Here is a 15,622-nt window from a genome sequence, read left to right on the forward strand (position 1 = left end):
GTGCGACCATGATTGATACACGCCTGCCTTTAACTGATATTCATCGTCACCTTGACGGTAACATTCGTGCCCAAACCATCCTCGATCTTGGCCGCCAGTTCAATTTAACGCTCCCAGCGCAGACGCTTGAGTCGCTGATCCCGCACGTACAGGTGACCTCCAATGAACCGGACCTGGTCAGCTTCCTGAGCAAACTCGACTGGGGCGTGAAGATGCTGGCCTCGCTGGATGCCTGCCGCCGCGTGGCGTTTGAGAACATTGAAGATGCGGCCCGTAACGGCCTGCATTACGTCGAGCTGCGCTTCTCGCCGGGCTACATGGCGATGACCCACAGCCTGCCCGTTGCAGGCGTGGTGGAAGCCGTCATTGAAGGCGTCCGCGAAGGGTGTAAAACCTTCGACGTTCAGGCCCGTCTGATTGGCATTATGAGCCGTACGTTCGGCGAAGCCGCCTGCCTGCAGGAGCTGGAAGCGCTGCTGGCCCATCGCGATGCCATCACCGCCGTCGACCTCGCCGGCGACGAGCTGGGCTTCCCGGGCAGTCTGTTCCTCTCCCACTTCAACCGCGCGCGCGATGCCGGCTGGCACATTACCGTGCATGCGGGTGAAGCGGCTGGCCCGGAAAGCATCTGGCAGGCCATCCGCGAGCTGGGTGCCGAACGTATCGGTCACGGCGTGAAGGCGGTAGAAGATCGCGCCCTGATGGATTTCCTGGCGGAGCAGCGTATCGGGATTGAGTCGTGCCTGACGTCTAACATTCAGACCAGCACCGTGGCAACGCTGGCGCATCATCCGCTGAAAACGTTCCTCGAGCACGGCGTGCTGGCCTCGCTGAACACCGACGACCCTGCGGTTCAGGGCGTGGATATCATCCACGAGTACAACATCGCCGCACCGCAGGCGGGTCTGAGCCGCGAGCAGATCCGTCAGGCGCAGATCAACGGGCTGGAAATTGCCTTCCTGACGCCTGAAGAGAAACAGGCGCTGAAAGATAAAGTGGCTCGCGGTTAACACCGTTGCCGGGTGGCGCTGACGCTTACCCGGCCTACAAAACGTTTAAACTTATGCCAGACAGAGCGTGGCGCGATGTTTGGCAGATTCGATGCCCAGCTCAATCAGCTCCATAATCTGAATCGCCTGGCTGGCCGGAACCGGATTCTCTCCCGTGCCGTTCAGCGCATCGCGGATGGCCGCATAGTAGGCCGGATAGTTCCCCGGGATCGTCAGCAGGGTCTCCTCAACCAGCTCCTCACCTTCCACCCGCGTTACCACGCCGTCGCGCATGTCATAGCCCCAGTCTTCCTGCGGCAAACGTTCACCGCTTTTCAGTCGGTCCTCCTGCGGATCGAGACCAAACTTCACGTAGCTCCCGCGCGTACCGTGAATGATATAGCGGGCCGATTCTGCGGCCGCGACCATCGTGCCGTGCAGCACAATCCGCCGCTGCGGGTAGCTGAGCACCGCGTGGAAGTAATCGGTTGTCTGCGCTCCGGGCCTGAGCTGGGCCAGATCGACCGTCATGCTCACCGGCAGACCAAAAAGATTGACGGCCTGATCCAGCAGATGCGGGGCTAAATCGTACCAGATACCGCTGCCCGGACCGGCCTGCTCGCGCCAGCGGTTTCTTACCTGCGGACGGAAACGGTCAAAGTGCGATTCAAAAAAGAGGATCTCCCCTAGCGTGCCCTCGCTGAGAAGCCTTTTTACCGTCAGAAAGTCGCTGTCCCAGCGGCGGTTATGGAATACCGACAGCAGCCTGCCCAGGCTCTTTGCCAGCGCATCCAGCTCGCGAGCCTGAGACAGCGTGACGGTAAAGGGCTTATCGACAACCACGTGCTTACCGGCTTCCAGCGCGGCTTTTGCCAGCGGAAAGTGGGTGTCATTCGGCGTGGGGATGACGATTAAATCAATATTAGGATCGTTGAAAAGGTGTTTAGGTTCAGAGACAACCGGCACGGAGGGCCAGTCGGCGTGGACTTTAGCGGCATCGCTGCTGGATACCGCCGCCAGCGCCATCCCCGGCGTACCGGCTATCAGAGGCGCATGAAACGTTTTGCTCGCGTACCCGTAGCCGATAAGCCCGACGCGGATATTATCACTCATAGTGCCATCCTCTTTTATGACGTTCTTATTTCACACTGGCTAACCTGGCATGACCACAGATTAATAATGTGCCATATGACTTAAAATAGCAGGTTGTACGGGTTGTTTTTGTTACATAGTATTAACCTACTGATTTTGTTTAAGGGAACCGTTCCCAAAGCCCTTGCCGTCGGGGAAACGTCGCTGTAACATTTGCGCCCTGTATTTATGGATAAAGTACAATTACGAATCATGACGTCAATTATTAATCGAATCATTGAATTAGCGGGATGGATTGTCCTTGGGGTTTCGGTCATTTTGCTGGGCGTTGCCAGCCATATCGATAACTACCAGCCGCCGGAGCCTGTCACAGTCGCCCAACCTAAGTAACCGGTTACTGCAATAAAGAGTGACATAATATGTCAGTTACTTATTGCCAGCCCTGGTGAACACGGTTAACCTTCTCTTCCAGGCATCGTCTGATGCCTGAATTTCAGCAAAGAAAACTCCTAATTTCGTCGCGTTACCTGAGTGGGCTGTTTACGTCTTTATTAATCCGTTTATTATTCGAACGAATTACCTTAACTGGTATTACTCACTTTTATATGGAAACTTATTAATATGACAGTTCAGGACTATTTATTAAAATTTCGCAAGATCAATTCGCTTGAGAGCCTGGAAAAACTGTTTGACCATCTGAACTACACCCTGTCGGATAATCAGGACATCATTAATATGTATCGCGCCGCTGACCATCGCCGTGCGGAGCTGGTTTCCGGTGGTCGTTTGTTCAACGTCGGTGAAGTGCCTAAGTCCGTATGGCGTTACGTTTTATAAGAAAGTAGCCATCCGCGCGAAATGTTATATACTCTCCGCCCTGCAAACTGGCTGTACAACATTTCGCGCAGATTATGGGAGAGTTCATGACCGCAACGCCTGGAGAACGCATTGGAGGCTGGTTAATCGCCCCACTGGCATGGCTGCTGGTTGCCTTATTAAGCGCATCACTTGCGCTGCTGCTGTATACCACCGCATTAGTTACCCCTCACGCCATCCAGACCCTGATGTCGCAAAGCGTGCTGAATATTGCGATGTGGTTTGTGTCGTTCGTTTTCGCGATTGGAATGTGGTACTACACGCTGTGGCTGACCATTGCCTTCTTTAAGCGCCGCAAGAGTGTGCCGAAGCACTACATCATCTGGCTGCTGATTTCGGTCCTGCTGGCGGTGAAGGCCTTTGCTTTTTCGCCCGTTTCAGACGCTCTGGCCGTTCGTCAGCTGCTTTTCCCACTGCTGGCCGCGGCGCTGCTGGTGCCCTATTTCAAGCGTTCGACGCGGGTGAAAAACACCTTCGTGAACCCGTAATAACCCTACAGATAACCTGTTGTCGCCTGCGTTGGTTTGTCCGATAATAGGCGGCTTTTTTATTTCAGGCTAAATAATGACCGATTACTTACTACTCTTTGTCGGCACCGTGCTGGTTAACAACTTCGTTCTGGTGAAGTTCCTTGGCCTGTGTCCGTTTATGGGCGTTTCCAAAAAGCTGGAAACGGCAATGGGTATGGGGCTGGCGACGACCTTCGTGATGACGCTGGCGTCCATCTGCGCGTGGTGGATCGATACCTGGATCCTCATCCCGCTGGGGTTGACCTATCTTCGTACGCTGGCCTTTATTCTGGTTATCGCGGTGGTGGTGCAATTTACCGAAATGGTGGTGCGCAAAACCAGCCCGGCGCTTTATCGCCTGCTGGGTATCTTCCTGCCGCTGATCACCACCAACTGCGCCGTACTCGGCGTAGCGCTGCTGAACATCAACCTTGGCCATAACTTTATGCAGTCGGCGCTGTATGGTTTCTCTGCGGCAGTCGGTTTCTCCCTGGTAATGGTGCTGTTCGCCTCCATTCGCGAGCGCCTGGCAGCAGCGGATATTCCTGCGCCCTTCCGCGGTAACGCGATTGCGCTGGTGACCGCAGGTTTAATGTCTCTGGCCTTTATGGGCTTTAGTGGTCTGGTGAAGTTGTAATGAATGCTATCTGGATTGCCATCGCCTCTATCAGCGTTCTGGGGTTGGTGTTTGGCCTTATCCTGGGTTACGCCTCCCGCCGTTTCGCGGTAGAGGACGATCCTGTTGTTGAGAAAATTGATGAGCTTCTGCCGCAAAGCCAGTGCGGGCAGTGTGGCTACCCCGGCTGCCGCCCCTATGCCGAAGCGGTAGGGATTCAGGGTGAAAAAATTAACCGCTGCGCCCCCGGCGGCGAAGCGGTGATGCTGAAAATCGCGACCCTGCTTAACGTTGATCCGCAGCCCGTTGACGGCGATGCGGACGTGCAGGAGCCGGTCCGTGCCCTGGCCGTGATCGACGAAGCCAACTGCATCGGCTGCACCAAATGTATTCAGGCTTGCCCGGTTGACGCCATTGTTGGCGCCACCCGCGCTATGCACACCGTCGTGGCGGACCTCTGCACCGGCTGTAACCTCTGCGTGGCCCCCTGCCCGACGCAATGTATCGAGCTGCGCCCGGTTGAAACGACTACCGAAAGCTGGAAGTGGGATCTTCAAACCATTCCGGTTCGCAATATTCCTGTGGAACAACATGCTTAAGTTATTTTCTGCTTTCAGAAAAGAGAAGATCTGGGACTTTGACGGCGGTATTCATCCACCGGAAATGAAAACCCAGTCCAACGGCACGCCGCTGCGTCAAATTCCGCTGGCGACGCGTTACGTTATGCCGCTCAAGCAGCATATTGGCGCTGAGGGTGAGCTGTGCGTGAAAGAAGGCGATGCGGTTCTTCGCGGCCAGCCGCTGACCTTTGGTCGCGGACGCATGCTGCCGGTCCACGCGCCAACCTCGGGTAAGGTGGTCGCCATCGCCCCGCATACGGTGGCGCATCCGTCCGCGCTCTCAGAATTGAGCGTTATTATTGAAGCCGACGGCGAAGACCGCTGGATTGACCGTGACGGCTGGAGCGATTACCGCGCCCACAGCCGCGAAGCGCTTATCGAGCGAATTCATCAGTTCGGCGTCGCCGGGCTGGGTGGCGCGGGCTTCCCGACCGGCGTCAAGCTGCGCGGCGGTGGCGATAACATTCAGACGTTGATTATCAACGCCGCCGAGTGCGAGCCGTATATCACCGCCGACGATCGTCTGATGCAGGACTGTGCCGCCCAGGTGGTGGAAGGCATCCGCATTCTTGCGCACATTCTGCAGCCGCGGGAAGTGCTAATTGGTATCGAAGACAATAAACCGCAGGCTATTTCCATGCTGCGCGCCGTGCTGGCGGGCAGTCACGATATTAGCCTGCGCGTTATCCCGACCAAGTACCCTTCTGGCGGCGCAAAACAGCTGACGCAAATTCTCACCGGCAAGCAGGTTCCGCACGGCGGACGCTCTTCGGATATCGGCGTGCTGATGCAAAACGTCGGCACCGCGTATGCCGTGAAGCGCGCGGTGATTGACGGCGAACCGTTGACCGAGCGCGTGGTGACGCTGACCGGGGAATCGATTTCTCGTCCGGGCAACGTCTGGGCGCGTCTGGGTACGCCGGTGCGACATCTGCTGGAACAGGCTGAGTTTTGCCCGGGCAGCGACCAGATGGTGATCATGGGCGGCCCGCTGATGGGCTTTACCCTGCCGTGGCTGGACGTTCCGGTAGTGAAAATCACCAACTGTCTGCTCGCGCCTTCCCCGACCGAGATGGGCGAAGAGCAGGAAGAGAAAGGCTGCATCCGCTGCAGCGCCTGCGCCGATGCCTGCCCGGCGGATCTGCTCCCGCAGCAGCTGTACTGGTACAGCAAAGGCCAGCTGCACGACAAGGCAAAAGCCCACAACCTGGCCGACTGCATCGAATGCGGTGCCTGCGCCTGGGTCTGCCCAAGCAACATCCCGCTGGTGCAGTATTTCCGCCAGGAGAAGGCTGAGATTTATGCCATCTCCATGGAAGAAAAACGCGCTGCGGAAGCCAAAGCGCGCTTCGAAGCGCGCCAGGCGCGACTGGAACGCGAAAAAATCGCCCGTCAGGAACGCCATAAGCAGGCCGCCGTTCAGCCTGCCGAAAAAGATCAGGATGCCATTAACGCCGCGCTGGCGCGCGTTCGTGAGAAAAAAGCGACCGCGGCTCAGCCTGTGGTGATCCCGGCAGGTGAGAAACCTGATAACAGCGAAGCCATCGCCGCGCGTGAGGCACGTAAGGCCGCAGCGCGCGCCCGTCAGGCTGAAAAAGCGCAAATGGTCCAGGCAGAGGCTGAAGTCGACCCGCGTAAAGCCGCCGTTGAAGCGGCAATAGCCCGGGCCAAAGCCCGCAAAGCCGGTGAGCAAAGCGTGGTCGTCGAGCAGGATGCGGTAGACCCGCGTAAAGCGGCCGTTGAAGCGGCGATTGCCCGCGCCAAAGCGCGCAAAGCAGCTCAGCAGGCCCCTGCGGCAGAACCCGAAGCACCGGTCGACCCGCGCAAAGCCGCCGTCGAAGCGGCCATTGCTCGCGCCAAAGCCCGTAAGGCGGCGCAGCAGGAAGAGCAACCGCAGGCCGCCAACGATGACCCGCGCAAGGCCGCCGTCGCCGCCGCCATTGCGCGCGTTCAGGCGAAGAAAGCCGCACAGCAAGCAGTTAACGAGGATTAAATGGTTTTCAGAATCGCAAGCTCCCCTTACACCCACAATCAGCGCCAGACATCGCGCATCATGATGCTGGTCTGCCTGGCGGCGCTGCCGGGCATTGCCGTTCAGTGCTGGTTTTTCGGCTGGGGAACCCTGTTCCAGATAATCCTGGGCTGTGCCAGCGCCTTAGCGGCGGAAGCCCTTGTGCTTAAGCTGCGCAAGGCGGCTGTCTCCCGCATTCTTGCCGACAACTCCGCGCTGCTGACCGGCCTGCTGCTGGCCATCAGTATCCCGCCGTTCGCCCCATGGTGGATGGTGGTTCTCGGAACCGTTTTCGCCGTGATTATTGCCAAACAGCTGTATGGCGGGCTCGGTCATAACCCGTTTAACCCGGCGATGATTGGCTACGTGGTGCTGCTGATCTCCTTCCCGGTACAGATGACCAGCTGGCTGCCTCCGCACGAGATTGCCGCCACGGTTCCGGGCTTTATGGATGCCCTGCACGTTATCTTTACCGGCCATACGGCGCTCGGCGCTGACATGAACGCGCTGCGCATGGGCGTTGACGGCATTAGCCAGGCGACCCCTCTCGATACCTTTAAAACGTCCCTGCACGCCGGGCACAGCGTTGAGCAGATCATGAAATCCGCGATCTACAGCGGCATGCTGGCGGGTGCAGGCTGGCAGTGGGTCAACCTGGCGTATCTGCTGGGCGGCCTGTTCCTGCTGCAGCAGAAAGCCATTCGGTGGCATATTCCGGTCAGCTTCCTCGTGACGCTGGCGGTTTGCGCGACGCTGGGATGGGTCTTCTCTCCTGAATCCCTGGCCAGCCCGCAGATGCATTTGCTCTCCGGTGCGACCATGCTAGGTGCCTTCTTTATCCTGACGGATCCGGTTACGGCGTCAACGACTAACCGCGGCCGCCTGATCTTCGGCGCGCTGGCGGGCCTGCTGGTATGGCTCATCCGCAGCTTTGGCGGTTACCCGGACGGCGTGGCATTTGCCGTCCTGCTCGCCAACATTACCGTTCCGCTCATCGACTACTACACGCGTCCGCGCGTGTACGGCCATCGCTAAGGGTTTCGCCATGTTAAAAACGATGCAAAAACACGGCGTCACGCTGGCCGTCTTCGCTGCGGTCCTGACGGGGCTGACGGCACTGGTGAATGCGTTGACCAAAACGACCATCGAAGAACAGGCCTCTAAGCAGCAAAAGGCGCTCTTCGATCAGGTGATCCCGTCAGATTTCTACGATAATGACCTGCAAAAAAGCTGCTTTGTGGTAGACGCGCCGCAGCTTGGGAAAGGCGCGCACCGCGTCTTTATCGCCCGCAAAGGGGATAAACCGGTAGGCGCAGTGATGGAAGCGACGGCGCCCGACGGCTATTCCGGCGCCATTCAACTGCTTGTCGGCAGCGATTTCACCGGCACGATACTGGGCACCCGCGTGACGGAACACCATGAGACGCCGGGTCTTGGCGATAAAATTGAAACCCGGCTGAGCGACTGGATTTTGCACTTCGCCGGTAAAGTTATCCATGGCGAAGGTGACACCGCGTTTGCGGTGAAGAAAGACGGCGGCGAGTTCGACCAGTTCACCGGCGCGACCATCACGCCGCGCGCCGTGGTGAACGCCGTAAAACGAGCCGGGCTGTATGCTGAAACGCTGCCCGCGCAAATCAACAATCTTCCGGCCTGTGGAGAGTAATCATGAGCCAGGTTAAAGAGGTTATTGTCCAGGGGTTGTGGAAGAACAACTCCGCGCTGGTACAGCTTCTGGGGATGTGCCCACTGCTGGCGGTAACGTCCACCGCCACCAACGCGCTCGGTCTGGGTCTGGCAACCACGCTGGTGCTGACCCTGACCAACCTCTCCATCTCCGCCCTGCGCCGCTGGACGCCGTCGGAAATTCGTATTCCGATTTACGTCATGATCATTGCGTCAGTGGTCAGTATCGTCCAGATGGTGATTAACGCCTACGCGTTCGGCCTGTACCAGTCGCTCGGGATCTTTATTCCCCTTATCGTCACCAACTGTATCGTCGTCGGGCGGGCGGAAGCCTTCGCGGTGAAAAACAGCCCAGCCATGTCGGCGCTGGATGGGTTTTCCATTGGCATGGGCGCCACGTGCGCCATGTTCGTGCTGGGCTCGCTGCGCGAGATCCTCGGTAACGGTACGCTGTTTGACGGCGCCGATGCGCTGCTCGGCGGCTGGGCCAAAGCGCTGCGCGTTGAAGTGTTCCACACCGATACGCCATTCCTGCTGGCGATGCTGCCGCCTGGCGCGTTTATTGGCCTTGGCATGATGCTGGCGATAAAATACCTGATTGATGAAAAACGTAAGCGCCGCGCGGCTGAGCGTAGCGTTCTGGAAGGGACACCCGAGAAGGCTTCATGAATAAAGAAAAGCGCATTGCGATCCTGACCCGTCTACGGGACGAGAACCCGCACCCGACGACGGAGCTGAATTTTACCTCTCCGTTTGAGCTGCTGATCGCCGTGTTGCTCTCCGCGCAGGCTACCGATGTGAGCGTCAATAAAGCCACTGCCCTGCTCTATCCGGTCGCCAATACGCCGAAAGCCATGCTGGAGCTGGGCGTGGAAGGCGTGAAGTCCTATATCAAAACCATCGGCCTGTTTAACAGTAAAGCAGAGAACGTCATTAAGACCTGCCGGATCCTGCTGGAACAGCACGGAGGCGAAGTGCCGGAGGACCGCGCCGCGCTGGAGGCCTTACCGGGCGTGGGGCGTAAGACCGCGAACGTGGTGCTTAATACCGCGTTTGGCTGGCCCACTATCGCCGTGGATACGCATATCTTTCGCGTGTCTAACCGGACTAACTTTGCGCCGGGGAAAAACGTCGAGCAGGTCGAAGAGAAGCTGCTGAAAGTGGTTCCGGCAGAATTTAAGGTTGATTGCCACCACTGGCTGATTCTGCACGGCCGTTATACCTGTATTGCCCGTAAGCCTCGCTGCGGCTCCTGCATTATTGAAGATCTCTGCGAATACAAAGATAAAGTGTATTCCTGATCGCCCTAACCCACACCAAAAGAAGGGCTATCGAACGTTCTTCTTTTGGCCGTTATTTGTCCGTCTTTCGCTTCCTCCAACCTGTCACTTGTTCGGCTGTTTAACGCTCAAACAGGTTAATACTTTTTTCATAGCCAAAAATTTCTATATATCTGTGATCGCGATCACCCTGATAACTTCATGTTGAATTTTTGTTGTCAAAATCGGCCTAAACCCTTTGTCTGACAAGATACTCACCTCTCCTTACCGAAGATAAGACCAGCTATTTTTCAGAATATGGGCTATATCACTGCATGAAGCGGCAAATAGCAGAACATATCGCCAAAAGCCGGTCGGGGAGGGTTATTGCCAGTCGAAAAAACTACCTTTGCTCATGGTATGAAATTTAACGCTGAATAACATTTATATGAACCGACGATTATACCACTCCAGATATATGTAACAGATTATTACAAACGTATTGCCAGATGGGGCAGGATAGTGAACATTACCCGCCGTTTCTCCTCCCAATATAACTATAAGGCGTATGGGCTACGGCCATCACGCTATGAACACCCCCGTTAATATGGGATGTAAAAAAAGAGGTATATGTGTCTACTGCAAACAATAAACCAACAGATGAAAGCGTGAGTCTTAACGCTTTTAAACAGCCTAAAGCGTTCTATCTCATCTTCTCTATCGAGTTATGGGAGCGTTTTGGTTATTACGGCCTGCAAGGGATCATGGCGGTTTACCTGGTAAAACAGCTGGGTATGTCCGAAGCCGATTCCATCACGCTGTTCTCCTCCTTCAGTGCTCTGGTGTACGGTCTGGTCGCTATTGGCGGCTGGCTGGGCGATAAAGTCCTCGGGACTAAGCGTGTCATCATGCTGGGCGCCATTGTCCTGGCGGTTGGCTATGGTCTGGTTGCATGGTCAGGGCATGATGCCGCTGTCGTGTATATGGGTATGGCGACGATTGCCGTCGGTAACGGTCTGTTCAAAGCGAACCCGTCCTCCCTGCTTTCTACCTGCTACAACAAAGACGATCCGCGCCTGGACGGTGCATTTACCATGTACTACATGTCCATCAACATCGGTTCGTTCTTCTCGATGCTGGCAACCCCATGGCTCGCGGCGAAATTCGGCTGGAGCGTGGCGTTTGCGCTGAGCTTCGTGGGTATGCTGATTACCGTGGTGAACTTCCTGTTCTGCCGCAGCTGGGTTAAAGACTACGGTTCAAAACCTGACTTCGAGCCTGTGCATATGGGCAAACTGCTGGCGACCATCGTGGGCGTTGTTGTCCTCGCGGCAATCGCCACCTGGCTGCTGCACAACCAGGGTATCGCACGTGCCGTTCTGGGCGTGGTTGCGCTGGGTATCGTGGTCATCTTTGCGAAAGAAGCCTTCGCTATGCAGGGCGCTGCACGTCGTAAGATGATTGTTGCGTTCATCCTGATGCTGGAAGCGATTATCTTCTTCGTGCTGTACAGCCAGATGCCAACTTCCCTGAACTTCTTCGCTATCCGTAACGTTGAACATTCAATCCTCGGTATCGCGTTCGAACCTGAGCAGTTCCAGGCTCTGAACCCGTTCTGGATCATGATTGGTTCCCCGATTCTGGCCGCTATCTATAACAAGATGGGCGACCGTCTGCCAATGCCGCACAAGTTCGCCGTGGGCATGGTGCTGTGTTCTTGCGCCTTCCTGGTGCTGCCGCTGGGTACCAAATTTGCCACCGACGCAGGTATCGTGTCCGTTAACTGGCTGATCCTGAGCTACGCGCTGCAGTCTATCGGCGAACTGATGATCTCCGGCCTGGGCCTGGCGATGGTTGCACAGCTGGTGCCGCAGCGTCTGATGGGCTTCATTATGGGTAGCTGGTTCCTGACCACTGCCGGTGCGGCAATCATTGCAGGTAAGATTGCGAACCTGATGGCGGTTCCGGAAAACGTGACTGACCCACTGCTTTCCCTGAACGTGTACGGCACCGTGTTCATGCAGATTGGTATCGCGACTGCGGTTATTGCCGTTCTGATGCTGCTGACCGCACCGAAGCTGAACCGTATGACTCAGGACGACGACAAGACCGCTAAAGCGACCAACACCGCTACCGCGTGATTTCCGTGAGAAACGACTGACCAGAAGCCGCTAATGCATTAGCGGCTTTTTTTTTATCCGTTTGCGCACTAACATAGCTGAAACCTCAGCAAAAAGGAGTTACCGATGAAACTGTTCTACAAACCGGGCGCGTGCTCTCTTGCTTCCCATATCACCCTGCGCGAGAGCGGCAAAGATTTTACGCTGGATGGCGTTGATCTGATGAAAAAACGTCTGGAAAACGGTGATGATTTTCTTGCCATCAACCCGAAAGGACAAGTTCCGGCTCTCCTGCTGGATGACGGTACTCTGCTGACCGAAGGCGTGGCGATTATGCAGTTCCTGGCCGATAGCGTACCCGATCGCCATCTGCTGGCGCCGGTCAGTACCATTTCTCGCTATAAAACGCTGGAATGGCTGAACTACATTGCGACCGAGCTGCACAAAGGGTTTACGCCGCTGTTCCGCCCGGATACGCCAGAGGAGTTCAAACCGATCCTGCGCGCGCTTCTTGAGAAAAAGCTGCAGTACGTTAACGCATCTTTGAAGGACGATCAGTGGATCGCGGGTTCGCGCTTCACGATTGCCGATGCGTACCTGTTCACCGTGCTGCGCTGGGCGCGCGCGGTTAAGCTGAACCTGGAAGGGTTAGACCATATTGCATCGTATATGAAACGCGTGGCAGAGCGCCCTGCCGTGGCTGCGGCGCTGAAAGCGGAAGGCCTTAGCTAATATCGCCCGGCGGCGCTTCGCTTGCACGGGCCTACGGGTTTTGTAGGCCGGGTAAGCGCAGCGCCACCCGGCATCGTTTAAAGCCGGGTGGCGCTGAAATAGTGCTCCGGCTTCGCGATACGATCCTGTGCCGCTACCACCTGCAGTTCATATTCCTGCATCTCTTTCGTCGCAATCATGATTTCGTACACCGCCGCGGTAACGTGCTCCAGCGCGTCGCGCATCGTCGCCCCTTGCAGTAATTTCACCAACAGCAGACCGCTGGTGACATCTCCGACCCCAACCGGCTGGCGCAGGCCAAAATCCACCAGCGGACGGCTGATATGCCAGGCGTCATCTTTCGTCACCAGAAGCATCTCAAAACGGTCCTGGCTCAGCCCTGCGCGCGCAAGGTGTTTTACCAGCACAACCTCAGGCCCCTGAGCGATCAGTTCACGAGACGCGCTTACCGCCTCTTCTACGCTGTTAACCGGACGCTCGCAGAGAATTTCGAGTTCGACCAGGTTTGGCGCAATGATATCGCTGGCGGGCAGCGCGTGGCGGACGTGAAACTCTGCGACGCCAGGCGCCACGATGCAGCCTTTCTCCGGATGGCCCATGACGGGGTCGCAGAAGTATTTTGCCGACGGGTTTGCGGCTTTCACCTGGCGCACGATGCCGAGGATATGCTCCCCCTGCTCCGCTGAGCCGAGGTAACCGCTCAGCACGGCGTCACAGCGTTTGAGCTGGTCGATATCGGCAATACCCTGCACAACCTCGGTGAGGTGCGAAGGCGGCATCACGCAGCCGGTCCATTTGCCGTACTGCGTGTGGTTAGAGAACTGCACGGTATTAAGGGGCCAGACGTTGACGCCGAGGCGACGCATCGGGAATTCCGCGGCGCTATTGCCAGCGTGTCCAAAAACAACGTGGGACTGAATGGCGAGGATGTTCTTCATTTTTTTCTTACCAAACCCTGAAAAAACAAAAAGGGGCGTGGTTTCCCACGCCCCCTGGAGACTGTTAATTACTTCCAGCAGACAAGGCAGTAGTTCTTCTTGCCGCGACGCAGCAGCGTGTAGCGACCATACAGACGGTCGCCGTCAACGAAGGTGTATTCCGGGTCGGCCTGTTTCTCACCGTTGATGGTGATAGCGTTAGACGCGATGGTTTTACGCGCCTGACCGCGGGAAGGCTGGAGCTCAGAGTCCACCAGCGCCTGCATCAGGTCAGCCCCTTTTTCCATCTCAACCATCGGCACGCCGTCCTGCGCCAGCTGTTCGAAGTCCGCTTCGCTCAGATCGCTCAGGGTACCGTTGAACAGGCTTGCGGTAATGCGTTTTGCCGCGGCCAGACCTTCTTCACCGTGAACCAGTTTGGTCACTTCGTCCGCCAGCACGTACTGAGCGCGCGGCGCTTTACCGCTGTTCTTGTCTTCTTCTTCCAGCGCGTTGATCTCTTCAATGTCCATAAAGGTGAAGAACTTCAGGAAGCGGTAAACATCGGCATCCGCCGTGTTGATCCAGAACTGGTAGAATTTGTACGGGCTGGTTTTCTTCGGATCGAGCCATACCGCGCCGCCTTCGGTTTTACCGAATTTGGTGCCGTCGGCTTTGGTGATCAGCGGAACGGTCAGACCGAAGACCTGATTCTGATGCAGACGACGGGTCAGGTCGATACCGGAGGTGATGTTACCCCACTGATCGGAACCGCCAATCTGCAGGGATACGCCGTGCAGTTTGTTCAGGCAGGCAAAGTCATAACCCTGCAGCAGGTTGTAGGAGAACTCGGTAAAGGAGATACCCTGGTCGTCGCGGTTCAGACGCTGCTTCACGGCCTCTTTGTTAATCATCTGGTTAACAGAGAAGTGCTTGCCGATATCACGCAGGAAGGTCAGCACGTTCATGCCACCAAACCAGTCGTAGTTGTTCGCGGCAATGGCGGCGTTATCACCACAGTTGAAGTCGAGGAACGGTGCAACCTGTTTTCGGATCTTATCCACCCACTCCTGCACGGTATCTTCGGTATTCAGTTTACGCTCAGCGGCTTTAAAGCTTGGGTCACCAATCAGACCGGTCGCGCCGCCCACCAGGGCAACAGGCTTATGGCCCGCCATCTGGAAGCGTTTCAGGCATAACAATGGAACAAGATGCCCCAAATGCAAGCTGTCAGCGGTGGGGTCGAAGCCGCAATAGAGCGCGATCGGGCCTTGCGCCAGTCGCTCTGCTAACGCTTCCTCGTCCGTCACCTGGGCCACGAGGCCCCGCTCTTGCAATTGTTTAATCAAGTTACTGCTTGCCATCAAATTCTCCATGTATAAACGACTGCACCTTTGCCGGTACACGACTTTTCGCCTGATGCGAAAGGACCATAGAATAAAGCGCAAGCGCGGCGTGCGCTAGCGCTTAAATCAACAAATTTCGGGGATTACGGTGCCAGTCTGTCGATTTTCCAGCCGCCATTGTCGCGCTGGTATAAAAAGCGGTCATGCAGGCGATGTTCACCGCCCTGCCAGAATTCCATCTGCTCAATCGGGATACGGAAACCGCCCCAGAAGCTTGGCAGGGGAATTTCACCCTGCTGGAACTTCTGTTTCAGCTCCAGGAATTTACTTTCCAGCACGCCGCGGGCAGAAATTCGGCTGGACTGTTTTGATACCCAGGCGCCAATCTGGCTGTCACGCGGACGGCTGTGGAAATACTTCACCACTTCCAGCGTCGAGAGACGTTCCGCCTTGCCGGTGACCATCACCTGACGTTCCAGCATGTGCCAGGGGAACAGCAGGCTGATACGCGGATTGTTTTCCAAATGGTGCGCTTTGCGGCTACCGAGGTTGGTATAGAACACCAGGCCTTTCTCGTCATAATGCTTGAGCAAAACGATGCGCTGATACGGTTGACCGTTTTCATCAACCGTCGCGACAACCATGGCCGTTGGATCGGCAAGTTTCGCTTCGCAGGCCTGTTTCAGCCAGCGTTCAAAAAGCACGAGGGGTTCAGCGGGAAGATCCTGGCGACGCAGGCCGCCTTTGGTGTATTCACGGCGCAGATGCGCAATTTGCTGCAGTTCGTCGTTATCTGACATGGCGTTAGCTGACATTGAGAGTGGGTGGCGCTATTGTGCGCCGCCCCTG

17 protein-coding genes are annotated in these 15,622 nt (G+C 56.5%); 13 read left to right on the top strand and 4 right to left on the bottom strand.

Translation table 11 applies throughout. From position 1 onward, the window contains the following. Window positions 1-8 precede the first annotated feature (8 nt). Window positions 9-1,010 carry an adenosine deaminase gene (gene add / locus KIF87_RS08350; RefSeq protein WP_033145337.1) on the top strand — a complete coding sequence of 334 codons (1,002 nt, stop codon included), beginning with the start codon at window positions 9-11 and terminating at the stop codon, window positions 1,008-1,010. Between the two features lie 51 nt (window positions 1,011-1,061). Here the strand turns inward: add and KIF87_RS08355 are convergent, their stop codons facing one another. Further along, window positions 1,062-2,102 (bottom strand): oxidoreductase, encoded by a 1,041-nt coding sequence (locus KIF87_RS08355; RefSeq protein ID WP_159513987.1) that lies wholly within the window; start codon window positions 2,100-2,102, stop codon window positions 1,062-1,064. A gap of 243 nt (window positions 2,103-2,345) precedes the next feature. Between KIF87_RS08355 and blr the strand changes: the two genes are divergently transcribed. The 12 genes from blr (at window position 2,346) to gstA (ending at window position 12,510) form a co-directional block, all read left to right on the top strand. Further along, window positions 2,346-2,471, top strand: a complete 126-nt coding sequence (gene blr / locus KIF87_RS08360; protein ID WP_168112406.1) for a division septum protein Blr — start codon at window positions 2,346-2,348, stop codon at window positions 2,469-2,471. Window positions 2,472-2,702: 231 nt separating this feature from the next. Continuing rightward, complete coding sequence (ydgT, locus tag KIF87_RS08365; protein WP_013096896.1) at window positions 2,703-2,918, top strand: transcription modulator YdgT; 216 nt, start codon at window positions 2,703-2,705, stop codon at window positions 2,916-2,918. An 86-nt stretch (window positions 2,919-3,004) separates the two neighbouring features. Further along, a complete protein-coding gene (locus KIF87_RS08370) occupies window positions 3,005-3,445 on the top strand; it encodes a DUF2569 domain-containing protein (RefSeq protein WP_023335458.1) in 441 nt (146 codons plus the stop codon). A 76-nt stretch (window positions 3,446-3,521) separates the two neighbouring features. Then, the gene (rsxA, locus tag KIF87_RS08375) at window positions 3,522-4,103 is read left to right on the top strand and encodes an electron transport complex subunit RsxA (RefSeq protein WP_008500564.1); all 582 of its coding nucleotides are present in this window, start codon (window positions 3,522-3,524) and stop codon (window positions 4,101-4,103) included. Then, a complete protein-coding gene (rsxB, locus tag KIF87_RS08380) occupies window positions 4,103-4,681 on the top strand; it encodes an electron transport complex subunit RsxB (protein ID WP_032657710.1) in 579 nt (192 codons plus the stop codon). The genes rsxA and rsxB overlap by 1 nt, the downstream gene beginning before the upstream one ends. Next, window positions 4,674-6,695, top strand: a complete 2,022-nt coding sequence (gene rsxC, locus KIF87_RS08385; protein ID WP_213328475.1) for an electron transport complex subunit RsxC — start codon at window positions 4,674-4,676, stop codon at window positions 6,693-6,695. Before rsxB ends, rsxC begins: the two co-directional genes overlap by 8 nt. Next, window positions 6,696-7,748: an electron transport complex subunit RsxD gene (gene rsxD, locus KIF87_RS08390; protein ID WP_032651036.1), complete on the top strand. Its 1,053-nt coding sequence runs from the start codon at window positions 6,696-6,698 to the stop codon at window positions 7,746-7,748. A 10-nt stretch (window positions 7,749-7,758) separates the two neighbouring features. After that, a complete protein-coding gene (gene rsxG / locus KIF87_RS08395; protein ID WP_063142978.1) occupies window positions 7,759-8,379 on the top strand; it encodes an electron transport complex subunit RsxG in 621 nt (206 codons plus the stop codon). Window positions 8,380-8,381: 2 nt separating this feature from the next. Continuing rightward, complete coding sequence (locus KIF87_RS08400) at window positions 8,382-9,068, top strand: electron transport complex subunit E (protein WP_213328476.1); 687 nt, start codon at window positions 8,382-8,384, stop codon at window positions 9,066-9,068. After that, entirely contained in the window at window positions 9,065-9,700 is a 636-nt protein-coding gene (gene nth / locus KIF87_RS08405) for an endonuclease III (protein WP_213328477.1), read from the top strand. Before KIF87_RS08400 ends, nth begins: the two co-directional genes overlap by 4 nt. Before the next feature lie 590 nt (window positions 9,701-10,290). Then, entirely contained in the window at window positions 10,291-11,799 is a 1,509-nt protein-coding gene (dtpA, locus tag KIF87_RS08410) for a dipeptide/tripeptide permease DtpA (RefSeq protein WP_213328478.1), read from the top strand. 105 nt (window positions 11,800-11,904) lie between these two features. Further along, window positions 11,905-12,510, top strand: coding sequence for a glutathione transferase GstA (gene gstA / locus KIF87_RS08415; protein ID WP_213328479.1), 606 nt, complete (start codon window positions 11,905-11,907; stop codon window positions 12,508-12,510). A 77-nt stretch (window positions 12,511-12,587) separates the two neighbouring features. Here gstA and pdxY read toward each other — a convergent pair whose 3' ends face one another. The 3 genes from pdxY to pdxH form a co-directional block, all read right to left on the bottom strand. Then, window positions 12,588-13,448, bottom strand: a complete 861-nt coding sequence (gene pdxY / locus KIF87_RS08420; RefSeq protein ID WP_121424376.1) for a pyridoxal kinase PdxY — start codon at window positions 13,446-13,448, stop codon at window positions 12,588-12,590. A gap of 68 nt (window positions 13,449-13,516) precedes the next feature. Continuing rightward, window positions 13,517-14,791 carry a tyrosine--tRNA ligase gene (gene tyrS, locus KIF87_RS08425; protein WP_121423496.1) on the bottom strand — a complete coding sequence of 425 codons (1,275 nt, stop codon included), beginning with the start codon at window positions 14,789-14,791 and terminating at the stop codon, window positions 13,517-13,519. Between the two features lie 125 nt (window positions 14,792-14,916). Continuing rightward, the gene (gene pdxH, locus KIF87_RS08430; RefSeq protein WP_028017303.1) at window positions 14,917-15,573 is read right to left on the bottom strand and encodes a pyridoxamine 5'-phosphate oxidase; all 657 of its coding nucleotides are present in this window, start codon (window positions 15,571-15,573) and stop codon (window positions 14,917-14,919) included. Between the last annotated feature and the right edge of the window lie 49 nt (window positions 15,574-15,622).

It is taken from the genome of Enterobacter sp. 120016, from assembly GCF_018383635.1.
In the GTDB taxonomy this organism is placed as follows: domain Bacteria; phylum Pseudomonadota; class Gammaproteobacteria; order Enterobacterales; family Enterobacteriaceae; genus Enterobacter; species Enterobacter asburiae_D.